The sequence below is a fragment of the Paenibacillus sp. P36 genome (genome assembly GCF_045866505.1).
GTDB lineage: Bacteria > Bacillota > Bacilli > Paenibacillales > NBRC-103111 > Paenibacillus_E > Paenibacillus_E chondroitinus.
The window spans coordinates 5,661,699-5,676,797 of sequence record NZ_AP038372.1 but is presented as its reverse complement, the minus strand read 5'-3'; the positions used below and the strand labels follow the sequence as shown (position 1 = coordinate 5,676,797).

Here is a 15,099-nt window from a genome sequence, read left to right as displayed (position 1 = left end):
GGGGATACGCTGTATGGGTAAACAACCTTTTAAACTTGGCATACATCCAATTAACTGGGTTGGCGAAGATGTGAAAGAGCACGGCGCTGACACCACATTTGAGCAAATTGTTGACGACATTCAGGCCTTAGGGTTGACGGGAACCGAGATGGGACGGAAATATCCGACAGATCCGACCGTTCTAAAGGCTGAGCTTGCGAAGCGCGGCATTCAGCTAACATCGCAGTGGAAATCGGTGCTTTTTTCCGACCCGGCTTACCGCGAGGCGGAACTTGAAGCGTACCGTAAACATGTGGAGTTTCTTCATGAGATGGGAAGCACCGTCATCTCCACGTGCGAAGTGGGAGGTTCCCTGCACTTTGATCCGCGGCGTACACCTAACGAGAAGGAAGTGCTGCGTTTTGATGAAGCAGCCTGGCGTTCGCTGGCAGAAGGTTTGAATGCAGCCGGAGCCATCGCTCAGGAGTACGGTCTCAAACTGACGTATCATCATCACGGCGGAACGGCTGTCGAACAGCCGGAAGAAATCGATCGCCTAATGGAATTAACCGATCCTAATCTTGTGTATCTATTGTTTGATACAGGCCACGCCTATTATGGCGGCGCAGACCCGCTTGCGGTTTTGCGTAAGCATTACGATCGTATCGCATATATTCATTTAAAGGACATTCGGCAAGAAATACTCGATCAAGCACGCGCATCGAACGCCGACTTCGTGAGTTGCATTCGGCAAGGCGTGTTCACGGTACCGGGTGACGGATGCCTGAATTTTGCTCCAATTTTCCGGGAGCTGCTGGATCGCAACTACAGCGGTTGGGCGATGCTCGAAGGCGAACAAGATCCCGCTGAACATCCAGCATACGAATACGCGAAGAAATCACTTGATTTCATCCAAACGCTCATATCCCAAGAAAGCAGGTAGAGAAGCCATGACTTATGTATCTTTTCCAACGAATAAGCCGCTTGATTTTGTAGCTATTGGACGCTTGTGCATCGATTTGAATGCGAATGAAATTCATCGCCCCATGGAAGAAACGATGACGTTTACGAAATATGTCGGCGGATCGCCTGCGAATATCACGATTGGAATGTCGCGTTTAGGTCTGAATACGGCTTTCATCGGGAAAGTGGCTAACGATCAAATGGGCCGTTTTATTACCGATTATCTGCAGCGCAACAAAATTGACACCGCCGGTGTTGTAACGGATACAACTGGAGCGGTGACGGGGCTTGCTTTTACAGAGATCAAAAGTCCTACCGATTGCAGCATTCTGATGTACCGTGACAATGCAGCCGACCTGAAACTGACGCCTAACGAGGTGCAAGAAGAGCTGATCGCCCAGGCTAAAGTGCTGCTTATTTCCGGGACGGCGCTTGCCAAAAGCCCATCGCGGGAAGCCGTATTCCAAGCATTGAATTATGCGAAAAAGCACGGCGCCGTCATCGTCTTCGATCTGGATTATCGCCCTTATACATGGACATCACCGGAAGAAACGGCGGTTTATTACAATCTTGCCGCTGAAAAATGCGACATCATCCTCGGAACGCGTGAAGAGTTCGATATGATGGAATGCTTCGAAAATAACGAGTCCTCCGACGATAAAGTTACGGCTTCCAAGTGGTTTAACCATTCGGCGAAAATCGTCATCATCAAGCATGGGAAAGAAGGCTCTATCGCTTATACACAGGATGATGAGGGGCACCGGGCGAAAAGCTTCCCGGCCAAAGTCGTCAAAACCTTCGGGGCGGGAGATTCCTATGCTGCAGGATTCCTGTATGGCGTTATGCAAGGCTGGACGCTTGAAAAGAGCATGGAATTCGGAAGCGCTGCCGCATGTATCGTTATTTCCAGCCATAGCTGCTCGGATGCCATGCCGACCGTTAACCAAGTAGAAGATTATATCGAGCGCTGCAATCGCAATGAAATTACTGCCTCATAGGAAATATTTAGAAACCAGGCAAATTTGAAAGGGGAAACCACAATGACACAAGTATTGAAAAACTTGATTGGCGGAGCATGGGTAGAATCCACTGCAACGCAGAACGAAGCCGTGATGAATCCGGCAACCGAAGAAATCATTGCTTATGTGCCGTTTTCAACAAAAGAGGATGTGAATCAAGCGGTTCAAGCGGCAAACACTGCTTTTAAAACTTGGAGCGCGACACCTGTTCCGCGCAGAGCCCGCGTGCTGTTTAAGTACCAGCAGCTCCTGGTTGATCATTGGGAAGAACTGGCGCGCCTCGTAACCAAAGAAAACGGCAAAAGCTACACGGAAGCTTACGGTGAAGTGCTGCGCGGGATCGAGTGCGTCGAGTTCGCAGCGGGTGCGCCGAATCTAATGATGGGCAAGCAGCTTCCGGATATCGCAACGGGTTTGGAGTCCGGCATGTATCGCTATCCGGTTGGCGTTGTTGGCGGCATCACGCCTTTCAACTTCCCGATGATGGTGCCTTGCTGGATGTTCCCGCTGGCGATTGCTTGCGGCAATACGTTTGTTTTGAAGCCGTCCGAGCGGACACCGCTGCTGGCTAATCGTTTGGCGGAGCTATTTATGGAAGCTGGCTTGCCGGAAGGTGTACTGAACATCGTTCATGGCGCGCATGATGTAGTGAACGGTATTTTGGAGCATAAGGACATTAAGGCGGTTTCATTCGTAGGGTCACAGCCTGTTGCAGAATATGTGTATAAAACGGCTTCCGCACACGGGAAGCGGGTACAGGCGCTGGCTGGCGCCAAAAATCATTCCATCGTTCTGCCGGATGCGAACCTGGACCTGACGGTTAAAGAAATTATCAATGCTTCCTTCGGTTCTGCAGGCGAGCGTTGTATGGCATGTTCGGTAGTTGTCGCTGTGGGAGATGTAGGCGATAAGCTCGTAGAGAAGCTGGTGGAAGCTGCGGATAAAATTACGATCGGCAACGGCAACGAAGAAGGCATCTTCCTTGGCCCTGTCATTCGTGGACCGCATAAGGATCGTACGCTGCAATATATTCAGACCGGAGAGCAAGAGGGAGCTTTGCTGCTGCGCGATGGACGTAAAGATGCGGCTGCGGGCGGTGAAGGCTATTTCGTTGGGCCAACAATTTTTGACAATGTGCAGTGTGATATGAAAATTTGGAAAGACGAAATTTTTGCCCCTGTGCTTTCTATTGTGCGGGTAGATTCCCTAGAAGAAGCGATCGATTTGGCTAATCGTTCGGATTTTGCGAATGGCGCTTGTATCTTCACGGATAGCGGAAGCGCTGTAAGACAATTCCGGGATACGATTGATGCCGGCATGCTCGGTGTTAACCTTGGCGTACCCGCGCCAATGGCGTTCTTCCCTTTCTCGGGATGGAAGAAATCTTTCTATGGGGATCTGCATGCGAACGGCACGGATGGCGTTGAATTTTATACACGGAAGAAAATGGTGACCGCACGCTGGTAATGTAGGAAGAAAACGTGATGGAGACAGAGAAGGAGTGGAAGGTATGGCGCTGGTTTCGATGAAAGACATGCTGCAAAAGGCGCTTGAAGAGCAGTATGCCGTTGGACAGTTTAATTTGAACAACCTGGAATTTACTCAGGCAATTCTGCAAGCGGCCCAGGAAGAGAAGGCACCCGTCATTCTCGGTGTCAGCGAGCCTTATATTCCTTACATGGGTGGGCTTCCCTGCATTGTAGGAATGGTCAATGCGCTCATCGAGCATTACGGAATTACGGTGCCGGTTGCCCTTCACCTGGATCATGGCACAACGTATGAGGTGTGTGTACGGGCGATTCATGCCGGGTTTACCTCTGTGATGATCGATGCCTCGCACCACACATTGGAGGCGAACATTGAAGTGACACAGCGGGTCACTCAGATGGCTCATGTCCTTGGGGCAACCGTTGAAGCAGAGCTTGGAAGAATCACGGGTCGTGAGGACGACTTGGTGGTGGACGAAGCCGAGGGGATGTATGCCGTGCCGGAGGATTGCGTCAAGCTGGTGTATGAGACCGGGATCGACTGCTTGGCGCCTGCGCTAGGTTCCGTGCATGGGCCCTACCGGGGGCAGCCTAAACTAGGCTTTGACCGCATGGGCGAAATTCAGCGACTCACGGGTCTGCCGCTTGTTCTGCACGGCGGCAGCGGCCTGCCAGAGAGCGAAATTCGGCAAGCGATTGCTTTGGGGACTTCTAAAATCAATGTCAATACAGATAACCAATCGGCCTGTACAGCAGCGATTCGCAGCTATTTACAAGAGCATCCGGAAGCTTACGATCCGCGTAATTATTTGATCCCGGCGCGGGAAGCGATCAAGGCCTCTGTGAAGGCGAAAATTCGTTTGTTTGGCAGCGATGGAAAAGCGGGAGGACATGCACAATGAAGAAGATCAGAGTTGGCATCATCGGAGCGGGACGAATCGGAAAAATCCATACCGATAATTTGTTGAAATTGCCGCAGGTAGAAGTTATTGCGGTGAGTGATTTATTTGCCGGAGAGGAACTTACAGCTTGGGCAGCGGAAAGAGGCATCGACCAAGTCGTACAGGACAGCCAGGTGCTGATCGCCAATCCCGACATTGACGCTGTGTTTATTTGCTCGTCGACGGATACACACGTACCTTTGATTAAGCAGGCGGCGAAAGCAGGCAAACATATTTTCTGCGAGAAGCCGGTTTCCATGGACATTACGCAAACGGAAGAAGCGCTGGAAGTGGTGCGTCAAGCTGGCGTTCAGCTGCAAATCGGATTTAACCGCCGGTTCGATCATAACTTCAAACGTGTGCGCGAGCACGTGCAGAGCGGAACCATCGGAGATCCTCACATCGTGAAAATTACATCGCGCGATCCGAATCCTCCGCATCCGGATTACATCAAAGTTTCCGGCGGCATTTTCATGGATATGATGATCCACGACTTTGATATGGCCAGGTTCGTAACCGGCAGCGAAGTAGAAGAGGTGTATGCGCAGGGGAATGTGTTGATCAATCCGGTTTTCGCTGAGCATGGCGATGTGGATACGGCGATTGTGACGCTTCGTTTCGCAAACGGTGCGCTTGGTGTCATCGATAACAGCCGTCAGGCTGTCTACGGTTACGATCAGCGAGTGGAGGTTTTCGGCTCCAAAGGCAGCGTCGCTGTGACCAATGATCATCCGAATACGGCGGAAATTTCCACAGCCGAAGGCATTATGCGGGATAAACCGCTGCATTTCTTCTTGGAACGCTACAATGCAGCGTATATCCTGGAGACACAAATGTTTATTGATAGTTTAGTGAACGGTCATCCCCTCCCGGTTGAAGGCTTTGACGGGCTGCAAGCAGAGCGCATCGCCTTGGCTGCGAAATTCTCTCGAGAGCTGCAGCGTCCGGTAAAAATCAGCGAAATCAGCGAGCTGTTGTCACAGCAGTCAGTAGCTCAATAATGCAGTAGGGAGGCAGGGATAACATGTCGGATTCCAATCTGATCGTTAAAGCCCATGAGGCAGATAAAGAGGGGGTCGTCCTTACGGTCACTCCCGAGTCTGCAGGGTGGGAGTATGTAGGGTTTCAAGTCGTCAAGCTGGCAGAAGGCCAGGTTCTGCGTCGTGAAACAGGCAGCAATGAAATCTGCCTGGTCCTTTTAAGCGGGAAAGCGGACGTTTCTACCAAGCTCCAATCGTGGCAAGGAATTGGGGAGCGGATGAGCGTTTTTGAGAAAATCGCCCCTTATTCGGTGTATGTGCCGAATGACGATTTGTACGAAGTTAAGGCTCTTACTGACGTGGAGTTGGCGGTATGCGCTGCTCCCGGCTTTGGCACCTACCCGGCCCGTTTGATTGAACCGGCGCAGGTTGGCATCGAGGCTCGCGGATATGGCAATATCGAGCGTCGGATTCATAATATCCTCCCCGAACAGGAGTCAGCGGACAGCTTACTCGTGGTGGAGGTTTTTACCCCGAATGGACATTGGTCCAGCTACCCGCCTCATAAGCATGACCGGGATTCGTTGCCTGATGAGTCACTGCTGGAGGAGACCTATTACTTCCATGTTCAGCCTGAGCAGGGCTTCGCCATTCAGCGTGTGTATACGGATGACTGCTCCTTGGATGAGACGCTCGTTGTCCGTGACGGTCAAACGGTGTTGGTGCCGAAAGGTTATCATCCGGTGTGTGCGCCGCCTGGGTACGAAGTGTATTACTTGAACGTCATGGCGGGGCCAACGCGGACGTGGAAGTTCCATAATGATCCCGATCATGCTTGGCTCATGACCAAACCTCGCGAATAACGGCTGTACGACCGGGTTGCAACTTGGATGCCTTCTAAGCATAATAGAGACTAATGTGGAAGAAACAACGATGGGAGAAGCAAATGAAGGCAACCATATATGATGTAGCCCGTGAAGCCGGTGTATCGATTGCGGCCGTTTCGCAGGTAATCAACGGAAAAGGTAAAATCAGCGAGGAGCGCCGCAACGAAATTTTTCTCGTGATGGAGCGGTTAAATTATCGACCGAGCGTTATTGCCGCAGCTTTGACTGGCAAAAAGACATACACTCTCGGGCTGCTGGTCCCCGATATTTCAAATCCTTTTTTTGCTGAAATCGCGCATGCGGTTGAAGATCAAGGACATAAGCTTGGCTATAGCATTGTCATTTGCTCAACGCATAACGAAGACGAGCGAATTGAGCGGTATTTAACGCTGCTGCAGCAAAAAAGCGTGGACGGCATGATCATCGGTACCGGAATGGACAATTTGGAGCTTTTATCGCCCTTGGTCGATAAGTCGATTCCCATTGTTTCCATAGCCCGGGAGATGGCTAGTCCCTATGTACAAACCGTGCATGTAGGCGACTTCGAAGGAGGCAAATTAGCTGCGCAGCATTTGCTTGAACTCGGACATACCCGGATTGCTGTGTTGGCCGAGCATCTGAAGGTCAGTTCCTCCCGGGAGCGCATTCGCGGGTTCCGTGAAGCGCTGGCGGGCGCGGGGCTCGAACTGCCGGAAGCCTCGGTGAAGTCCGGCGGCTACGATCTGCTTCGCGACGGCAAGCGTCAAACGATGGAGCTGCTCCAGCAGGAGGGGCGACCTTCGGCGCTCTTTTGCTGTAACGATCTGCTCGCCATTGGCGCGCTGCAAGCGGCCAAAGCTTTGGGTCTGCGCGTTCCGGAGGACGTATCGATCGTCGGATTTGACGATACGATTTTGGCTTCGGTCACAGACCCGCCTTTGACCACGATCGCCCAGCCGATCGAGGCGATGGGGAAGCTGGCGGTTGATCTTGTGATCGCGCAGCTCGCGAACAAGGCGGACGCCAAGCCGGAGCAAGTGCTTAAACCGGAGCTCGTTGTGCGCAAATCTACCGGAGCGGTAAGCAAGTAAACAAGCAGGGACCAGTCGACGATTGTCGAATGGTCCTTTCTTGTTTACTTGGAAGGTGATATTCTTGTCTTATAACGTTGTTTTGGCATTCATTATAAAATGGGGGGGAGATTTTCATGGAAGCTAACAAGTCCTGTTGTTCAGCAAGTCGAGATTCAGCTACACCAGCTCACTCCGACGCTCCGACACCTGTTCAGGCTCAAGCTCAAGCGGTTGAACCTAACGATCGTCAAGTTTCGGACAAGTCGGGCATGATCTATTTGGAGGGGGGCACGTTCCTGATGGGGACGGATGACCAAGAAGGCTTCCCAGCCGATGGTGAAGGACCGGTACGAGAGGTGACCATCAAGCCTTTTTACATAGATCCATGTACGGTTACTAATGCGGAATTCAAGCAATTTGTTGATCAAACGGGGTATCGCACCGAAGCGGAATCGTTTGGTTGGTCGTTTGTTTTTCATCTGTTTGTTTCCGAAGCCACAGCTCAAAAGGTGAAATCCGCTGTGCAGCAAACACCCTGGTGGTGGGTTGTCGAGGGAGCCGATTGGCAGCATCCGGAAGGGCCGGACTCCAATGTGGAAGACAGATGGGACCATCCAGTCATCCACGTGTCCTATCAAGATGCGCTGGCTTATTGCAAATGGTCGGGCAAACGTCTTCCTACAGAGGCCGAATGGGAGTATGCTGCTCGAGGCGGTTTGGTGCAAAAACGCTATCCCTGGGGCGATGAACTGAAGCCGGGCGGACAGCATAGATGCAACATTTGGCAGGGGAAATTCCCAATTAAGAATAACGCAAGCGACGGTTATGCAGGCACCGCGCCGGTTCGAGCATTCGAGCCTAATGGCTACGGATTGTATAATGTTTCGGGCAACGTTTGGGAATGGTGCTCGGACTGGTTCAGCCCAGATTATCATGTGAAAGCCAAACGAGTGAACCCGGCAGGACCTCCGTCCGGTCAAGCCCGTGTGATGCGTGGAGGCTCCTATTTGTGCCACAAATCGTATTGCAACCGGTACCGGGTAGCTGCGCGAAGCAAGAACACACCGGACAGCTCGACAGGAAATATTGGATTCCGCTGCGCTTCGGATGCTGAATAGAGACGATGCTTCACGATAGGAGGTTCGGCTTACTGTGATCAAGTGTAGACATTGTTTCAAAATGACAGATCTTCAATTGCAGAAATGTACGCATTGCGGAGTAGTGCTCGGTTATTCCGTTGCTGAGAAATTCGATCTAATGGCTGAATCGGTTGAGCATGCACTGAAAAAGGAATTGGAAGCGAGAAGAAAGCTGAAGCATTGAAGCGTTTAAAGGAAATAGTCACATGAAAGGTCGCCTATTGAGCGGCCTTTTTGGCTTAGTAGATCATCACGTTGGAAGTGACCGTTATCCAACCGCAAAATAGTCGTATTTTTGCACAAGATGTGTGCACATTTCGCAGGAGAATATTGGTAAGCTTGAACCAATAAGCTGAAGGAGGAAATAAGCATGCTCAAAGTAGCTATTATTGGTGCAGGAGCTATATCGAACGCACATATCGAAGCCTATTTGAAATTTCCGGAGCGCTGCCAAATTGTGGCGATTAGTGATATCTATGTGGACAAGGCGCAGGAGCGTATTGACCAACATGGGCTGAATGCCAAGGCTGTCAAGGATTATAAAGAATTGCTCACGGGGGAGATTGACCTCGTTTCCATTTGTACACCACCGTATACGCATGCTTCATTGGCTGTTGAATTTATGGAGGCTAACACGCATGTCATGGTGGAGAAGCCCATGGCATCTTCGCTCGAAGAGTGCGATACGATGAATGAAGTGTCGCAGCGCACAGGCAAGCTGTTGTCCGTTGTGGCTCAAAATCGGTTCAAAACGCCGATGATGAAAATGAAGTCTGTCCTGGAAAGCGGACTCATGGGGAATATTTTGCACGTGCAGGTCGATTCCTTCTGGTGGCGCGGTCATTCGTATTATGATCTCTGGTGGCGTGGCACATGGGAAAAAGAAGGCGGCGGCCCGACACTGAACCATGCCGTGCATCATATCGATGCGCTGCTGTGGATGATGGGCAGCCCGAGTGAAGTGCAGGCATTCATGAGCAATGTTGCACATGATAATGCCGAAGTGGAAGATCTATCAATCGGTATGCTGCGTTACGCAAACGGATCGCTTGGTCAACTGACCTCCTCTGTTGTTCATCACGGGGAGGAGCAGCAATTGATTTTCCAAGGCGCTAAGGCGCGAGTCTCCACACCTTGGAAAGTGAAAGCATCCAATTCAAAAGCGAACGGTTTCCCTGAGCCAAACCCAGCATTGGAGTCACAGCTGCAGGCTTTCTATGATGCCCTGCCGGACGTTGTGCATGAAGGCCATGCGGGCCAAATCGATAATGTGCTTACCGCCATTGAGACAGGAGCTCCTCTCTTAATTGATGGGAGCAGCGGCAGACAAACACTTGAATTAATTACAGCTATTTATAAATCGGCGAGCACTGGACAATTGGTGAAATTCCCGATCGGCCCTGAGGATGCTTTCTATACTCGTGAAGGTGTTCAGGCGAATGCAACCCATTTCTATGAAAAAAATAAGTCGATCGAGAATTTTGCAACGACCGCCATCTCGACAGGTAGCAGCTACAAATAAGAATGCTGCTTGCCATGGCTGTCAGCGCTGCTTCTGCCATTGCAGGCGAAATTGATGGGGCGTGCTGCCCATACGGCTTTTAAACATTTTACAGAAGTAGGAACTGTTCGTAATCCCGATGTTTTCGGCGATTTGTGCGATCGACTGCTCGGTTGAAGTTAACAGCATGACGGCCTGCTGCATTCTACGCGCGGTCACATAATCGGAAATGCTGCTGCCCGTACACTCCTTGAACAGATGAGAAAGATGGTAGGGGGACAGGTGAAGTTCGCTAGCCATGTGCTCAAGTCGGAGCGGTTCCGTGTAGTGCCCTTCGAGCCAGCCGAGAATACGCTCAGCCTGATGCTTATGGCGCGTGTGGCCGGAGTCGAACTGCACATCGCTTCGTTCCCATATTTGCCGCAAAGCTCGGAAAAAAGCAACGAGGAATAACGAGAATTCCTCCAGCTCGTCTTTCTTCGCTAACGTCGGTATTTTCTCTTCCAGGCTTGGAAAAAGGGATAGCAGCGGCTCCGGCTCGCCGATATGGTAAATGCATGGTGCAGGCAGCTTGCTAGTGTGCATTTGTTTGAAAAATGTAAGCAGCTTCGGCCATCTCTCAAAATAAGATTCATAGAGATAGGGCTCGAAGTGCACAATCGAGCGGATGAAGGGCGTGTCGGGACTCACTTGGATATGGTGCAGCTGATAGGGTTGGAAAACGCAGAGCATGCCGGCGGTAACCTCATAGCTTTGTTGATCCACAATCAGCGTGCCTTGCCCTTCGTGTACAAACAAAATCTCTACGCCTTGATGAGCATGAAACGTGCCATGAAACTGTTCGTTGCCGATCGTTTGACGGCGGTAGGCAAAGTAAAGCGGGCTTTCGCTGAAGCTAAGGTTCTGAATATACGTCATCTGAAGCACGTCCCTCTGCTGCCGCGGCAGCGTTAAAAGAGCTTAATCCCAGCTTGCTAGAGCTGATGGATTAAGCTTTTTTGGTCTTCTTATTCCGCCGTTACCTTTTGCATTTTGGCAGGGTTGTTGATTTTGTAAGGCACAGGATGCTTGCTAAGCTTCTTGGCTACGATTTTGCATTCGAAGGTGACGGTATCTCCGACTTCGAGCTCCAGCTTTTTGAGCGTGTTGCTGTGACTGGACCAGGCTGTGCCGATCTCCATGGCGGGATCCGTGATGGAAACAGCCTCGTAAATAATAACTTCATCATCATTATCGGAGAAGTTGTTAGGGACGGTTGTAAATTCCTGCACCGTAGCGATCATTTTAACTTTATCTTCCGGCAGCTCCAGCTTCGGGGCTTTCTCTTTTTTTGCTGCTTTTTCTTTCGGTTGCTTTGCTTTCGGAGCTTTCGCTTGTTCAGCTTCCTGCTCGACAGGAGCGGCGTTGTCTTCTACAGCAGCGGGAGCTTCGGCTTCAGACTCTGCCGCGTCAGTTCCAGTCGTCTCGTCTGCAGCAGTCGTCAGTCTTTGGCTGTAATTGGCCGCCTGCATCTCCTTCAGATAGGAGGGGTGAATGCAGTGCAGCTGCTTATTGTCGAATGCAATGACAGCGGTCATTTTATCTACCAAGCCGACGATGTCGCAAGACAAGTTCATGCCGTTGTTTTTATAGTAAAAGGTTTTCGTTTTGGCCGCTTTCTCAGAAAGCAAGCCCCATTCTTTACACTGCTCCAATTGTTCGGTTTCATCCTCGAAGGTTGTGTAGGTTTCGGGCTGAATGGTGAATGCATGTACCATGTTGTGCCGCCTTTCTATGTATTTATGGTAGAAGGTTCTTTTATTGTTCTAATCGGAAGTCATCCGTTTTCTCGCCGTCTTCCCAAATTTCCACAAACAGGGCTTCGCTATTATCGAAATCTGCGGGCGTGAACGACAGCGCTTTCTCCTCGTCTGTGCCTACATAAACATTTTCCATTTCTTCGCCGTCGAAAGAGAGGATGACGTAAATTTTCATGTCAAAATGCCTCCAAATAAGTTGATATGGCTTATTATAACACAATCGTTCAAAAGTTCGCATGAGGTAGCTTTTTAGGTTGACATAAAAAACAAGCTGCCTCCAAGCAGCTTGTTTTTTGGTCGCATTTTATACACTGAGAAGTTGAGTCTAGCAATGCTAGTAGTGGAGGGACAGACCATATTCCCCTGATGCTGAAGAAGAATTGTTAAGTAGCGCTACAAACCCAATATCGCCGTAAGTTCTTGTAAATGTACTGCCTACTGGCACTGTAAAAGTATCGATAGAAGCTCCGATTGAGTTGCGAATCGTCACATCTACGTTTCCTCCACCGGATGCTTTTACACTAACAGAACCGCTAATTGGCAATGGCGGGATGGCAGGAGCTGAAGTATCAATCGCGTACACGGTTAATGAATTGCCGGCTGTAATCATAAAAGTACCGCAAATATCGTCATTATAAGGATTTCTGTTGTTGCATAGACAAGGCATACAATCATCTCCTACGGATCTGAGTTTTGAAATATCATTACCTTACTATTAATGCGTCCTGATTGTAGTTGGTATAGATACTAACATAGCAGCTCGTCTATATTTAGAAATATGTTTATATACCTAGTACATCTATGTTTTACAAGCGATTTGTTCCGTTTCTTCTTTTACTAGATAAATTTCTTCTTTAGGTGAGGTATCACAAATGAGCTGCGGCCGAGGCTTAACGACGGTTATTTTCCTCTTAGGATGCTTACGTTTTTTTATCGTATAAAAATAATGTGCGGTGATAGAGTATTGGCCAACGCTTTTAATCTCCGCTGAACTTGAAGCGCTTATTTCCAAGCCTGCGACGGCTCCTAATGTAATGGATTTCGTTTGATTCAACTCCGTGAGTGTAAACAAAGTGGTGTCGGAAATCCCGTCCCCTGTTGTATCTGCTTTAACCGTCAACGTGCAATGAGGACTCTGATTCCGTATCGTAATCGTTCCGAATGGAAGACGACGTCCTGTGTTGGCCGTTCGCCAGTATTGCACGCTTTCGCCGTTGCTTTCTTGTGAAATACTGCCGCAAATTTCATCCGTGACGAGTCGTTTTTGAAGCGGAGATGCTTTCCTCTTTCTACAGATGAATTTTTTAGTTCGGCAAATTTTGCATGATTTTTTAACACGTCTTTTATGACATGGCAAAGAAACCACCTCCTATACACCAATCTATGGATAAAGCCCCGGAGATGGTTGGACGACTTGACTAATGAATACATCCATGTTTGTTTCCAGTACCTTTCGCACTGGCTTAAAATCGCGCCAAAGTTCATATACATCAAAACAAGCTCGAACGCCAGAATAGAGCAAGGAGTTACTTAGCAAACGGCTGCGGGGAATCGGATTGAGGGGGTTACTGGGATGTTGGTTGCGGTTATTTGCGTAGTCGGGTGTCTCTGTGGGTTTATACTGTTCAGGAAAAATGTGCTTCGGCCAGGTTATGTGCCAGGTGCAGATAAAGTGAAGCTGTCCGTCATAATTCCAGCTAGAAACGAAGCGTGCAATTTACCTCATCTGCTCCATGCGCTCAAAATACAAACCCTGGAACCCTTTGAAATTATCGTCGTAGACGATTTTTCGGAGGATGACACGAGGGAGATCGCGGAAAGCTACGGAGTTACCGTTATCTCCAATCCCAGCCTTCCAGAGGGGTGGACCGGCAAAAATTGGGCCGTATGGAACGGCTACTTACAATCCTCTGGGGATATGATCGCCTTTCTTGACGCCGACATTCGATTAGTGCCACGCGCACTGGAAATATTAATCATGGCTAGGCAGCAAGCCGGAGGCGTCATCTCGGTCGTGCCATTTCACTATACGGTAAGTTTCGGTGAAAGGCTGGCTCTCATTTTTAACTTCTTAGGGGTGTTTGCTTTCACCTCACCCATTGAGAAAGACAGTCCGAATAAGGGGCTGTATGGTTCCTGTATTTTAACAACAAGAGCAGATTATGAAACTATTAAAGGTCACGAAAGCGTTAAAGGGGAGATGCTGGACGACCTGAACCTCGGAGCTGCCTTTCGCAAAGCCGGTATCCAAGTGACGAATTTCATTGGTTATGGTCTCGTATCCTTCCGTATGTACGCACAGGGGATGAGAAGTCGCATTCAAGGCTTCGGCAAAGGAGCCGCTCTCGGAACTTCCAAAATGAAAGGCGGAACGATCGCGCTTATTGCCCTGTGGGTAATCGGTCTCGTTGCCTCCGAAACGTTCTTTTTATTTTTGAACACGTCCTGGTGGCTCCCTTTATTTATGGGCTATTTGATCTACATGATGCAGCTGTTTTATTTTGTCAGGTATGTGGGGAAGTTTGGTATCATCATGCCCATTTTGCATATCTTTTCAACGGTGTTTATGATTGTTGTCATGCTGTATTCCGTTTATCAAGTGGTGTTTCTGGGCCATGTAGCGTGGAAAGGAAGGAATGTCAAAGTAGGAAGCAGGCGGGAGCTATGACCATCGTATGGACGGCTTGCGCTTTTTTATCAGGCGCTCTGATGTTTTCTTATTGGCTTGGACTCCTGGCCAGACATAATCTCAAACACGTTGGCGATGGCAATCCAGGGGCGTTGAACTTGTGGAGAGCAGCAGGGTATCGGACCGGGCTTGCGGGCATTATTCTCGACTTTTTAAAAGGGTACCTGGTATTGGTTTGGATCCTGGGATTTAACTTAGACAATACGCGTATTCAAGGTTATGCCTTGATTCCTGTTGCGCTGGCACCGATCATAGGGCACGCCTTTTCGCCATTTCTGAAAGGGAGAGGCGGCAAAGCGATTGCCGTTACTTTCGGGGTTTGGAGCGCGCTGACGAAGTTTGAGGCTTCCCTTGCATTAGCGATCATTTTGGCAGTTAGCGTAGCCGTAACGAAGCTGGCGACACGAGGAAAGTCCATTTCCTCCTCGGCGGATGGCTTACAAGTGGTAATAGGCATGCTGCTGTTAGGTGTGTATTTGTATATAGGCGGCTATGTGGAAGCCATCATGTGGGTGTGGCTGGGGAATGTTGCGCTGATTGCGTATAAGCATCGGAAGGAGCTTGCCTTTTATTTGACAAAAAAGCAGCCCAAGCCAGGCGGTGAATAAATGCTGTCAGCAGGCAGCCGGTAAGGAAAAAGGGGTCACGACGATCTGATTACAT

17 protein-coding genes are annotated in these 15,099 nt (G+C 49.7%); 12 read left to right on the top strand and 5 right to left on the bottom strand.

Features of this window, described 5'->3' with window-relative positions:
* Positions 1-13 precede the first annotated feature (13 nt).
* The 10 genes from iolE to ACKTT9_RS25630 all read left to right on the top strand — a co-directional run bounded on the left by iolE (position 14) and on the right by ACKTT9_RS25630 (position 9,969).
* Positions 14-922 carry a myo-inosose-2 dehydratase gene (gene iolE / locus ACKTT9_RS25675; RefSeq protein WP_407868115.1) on the top strand — a complete coding sequence of 303 codons (909 nt, stop codon included), beginning with the start codon at positions 14-16 and terminating at the stop codon, positions 920-922.
* A gap of 7 nt (positions 923-929) precedes the next feature.
* On the top strand, positions 930-1,940 hold the full coding sequence (iolC, locus tag ACKTT9_RS25670) for a 5-dehydro-2-deoxygluconokinase (protein ID WP_157322063.1): 1,011 nt from the start codon (positions 930-932) through the stop codon (positions 1,938-1,940).
* 42 nt (positions 1,941-1,982) lie between these two features.
* Complete coding sequence (locus tag ACKTT9_RS25665) at positions 1,983-3,428, top strand: CoA-acylating methylmalonate-semialdehyde dehydrogenase (protein ID WP_407868114.1); 1,446 nt, start codon at positions 1,983-1,985, stop codon at positions 3,426-3,428.
* Positions 3,429-3,471: 43 nt separating this feature from the next.
* Positions 3,472-4,350, top strand: coding sequence for a class II fructose-1,6-bisphosphate aldolase (gene fba / locus ACKTT9_RS25660; RefSeq protein WP_157322061.1), 879 nt, complete (start codon positions 3,472-3,474; stop codon positions 4,348-4,350).
* A complete protein-coding gene (gene iolG, locus ACKTT9_RS25655) occupies positions 4,347-5,390 on the top strand; it encodes an inositol 2-dehydrogenase (protein WP_407868113.1) in 1,044 nt (347 codons plus the stop codon). The genes fba and iolG overlap by 4 nt, the downstream gene beginning before the upstream one ends.
* A gap of 23 nt (positions 5,391-5,413) precedes the next feature.
* Positions 5,414-6,232: a 5-deoxy-glucuronate isomerase gene (iolB, locus tag ACKTT9_RS25650; protein WP_407868112.1), complete on the top strand. Its 819-nt coding sequence runs from the start codon at positions 5,414-5,416 to the stop codon at positions 6,230-6,232.
* An 83-nt stretch (positions 6,233-6,315) separates the two neighbouring features.
* On the top strand, positions 6,316-7,326 hold the full coding sequence (locus ACKTT9_RS25645) for a LacI family DNA-binding transcriptional regulator (RefSeq protein WP_407868111.1): 1,011 nt from the start codon (positions 6,316-6,318) through the stop codon (positions 7,324-7,326).
* Between the two features lie 116 nt (positions 7,327-7,442).
* The gene (locus tag ACKTT9_RS25640; protein ID WP_407868110.1) at positions 7,443-8,426 is read left to right on the top strand and encodes a formylglycine-generating enzyme family protein; all 984 of its coding nucleotides are present in this window, start codon (positions 7,443-7,445) and stop codon (positions 8,424-8,426) included.
* A 34-nt stretch (positions 8,427-8,460) separates the two neighbouring features.
* Positions 8,461-8,631, top strand: coding sequence for a hypothetical protein (locus ACKTT9_RS25635; protein WP_157322049.1), 171 nt, complete (start codon positions 8,461-8,463; stop codon positions 8,629-8,631).
* A gap of 186 nt (positions 8,632-8,817) precedes the next feature.
* Positions 8,818-9,969, top strand: coding sequence for a Gfo/Idh/MocA family protein (locus ACKTT9_RS25630; RefSeq protein ID WP_127450218.1), 1,152 nt, complete (start codon positions 8,818-8,820; stop codon positions 9,967-9,969).
* 21 nt (positions 9,970-9,990) lie between these two features.
* On the opposite strand, the gene ACKTT9_RS25625 is transcribed toward ACKTT9_RS25630, so the two are convergent.
* The 5 genes from ACKTT9_RS25625 to ACKTT9_RS25605 form a co-directional block, all read right to left on the bottom strand.
* On the bottom strand, positions 9,991-10,866 hold the full coding sequence (locus tag ACKTT9_RS25625; RefSeq protein ID WP_407868109.1) for a helix-turn-helix domain-containing protein: 876 nt from the start codon (positions 10,864-10,866) through the stop codon (positions 9,991-9,993).
* Between the two features lie 89 nt (positions 10,867-10,955).
* Positions 10,956-11,705, bottom strand: a complete 750-nt coding sequence (locus ACKTT9_RS25620) for a hypothetical protein (protein WP_407868108.1) — start codon at positions 11,703-11,705, stop codon at positions 10,956-10,958.
* A 40-nt stretch (positions 11,706-11,745) separates the two neighbouring features.
* Positions 11,746-11,922, bottom strand: a complete 177-nt coding sequence (locus ACKTT9_RS25615; RefSeq protein WP_164819425.1) for a hypothetical protein — start codon at positions 11,920-11,922, stop codon at positions 11,746-11,748.
* Positions 11,923-12,081: 159 nt separating this feature from the next.
* Positions 12,082-12,414: an S-Ena type endospore appendage gene (locus ACKTT9_RS25610; RefSeq protein WP_407868107.1), complete on the bottom strand. Its 333-nt coding sequence runs from the start codon at positions 12,412-12,414 to the stop codon at positions 12,082-12,084.
* A gap of 132 nt (positions 12,415-12,546) precedes the next feature.
* Positions 12,547-13,104, bottom strand: a complete 558-nt coding sequence (locus ACKTT9_RS25605) for an S-Ena type endospore appendage (RefSeq protein ID WP_407868106.1) — start codon at positions 13,102-13,104, stop codon at positions 12,547-12,549.
* Between the two features lie 216 nt (positions 13,105-13,320).
* Between ACKTT9_RS25605 and ACKTT9_RS25600 the strand changes: the two genes are divergently transcribed.
* Together ACKTT9_RS25600 and ACKTT9_RS25595 are read left to right on the top strand one after the other, a co-directional pair.
* Entirely contained in the window at positions 13,321-14,415 is a 1,095-nt protein-coding gene (locus ACKTT9_RS25600) for a glycosyltransferase (protein ID WP_407868105.1), read from the top strand.
* On the top strand, positions 14,412-15,044 hold the full coding sequence (locus tag ACKTT9_RS25595) for a glycerol-3-phosphate acyltransferase (protein ID WP_407868104.1): 633 nt from the start codon (positions 14,412-14,414) through the stop codon (positions 15,042-15,044). Before ACKTT9_RS25600 ends, ACKTT9_RS25595 begins: the two co-directional genes overlap by 4 nt.
* The last annotated feature ends 55 nt before the right edge of the window (positions 15,045-15,099 follow it).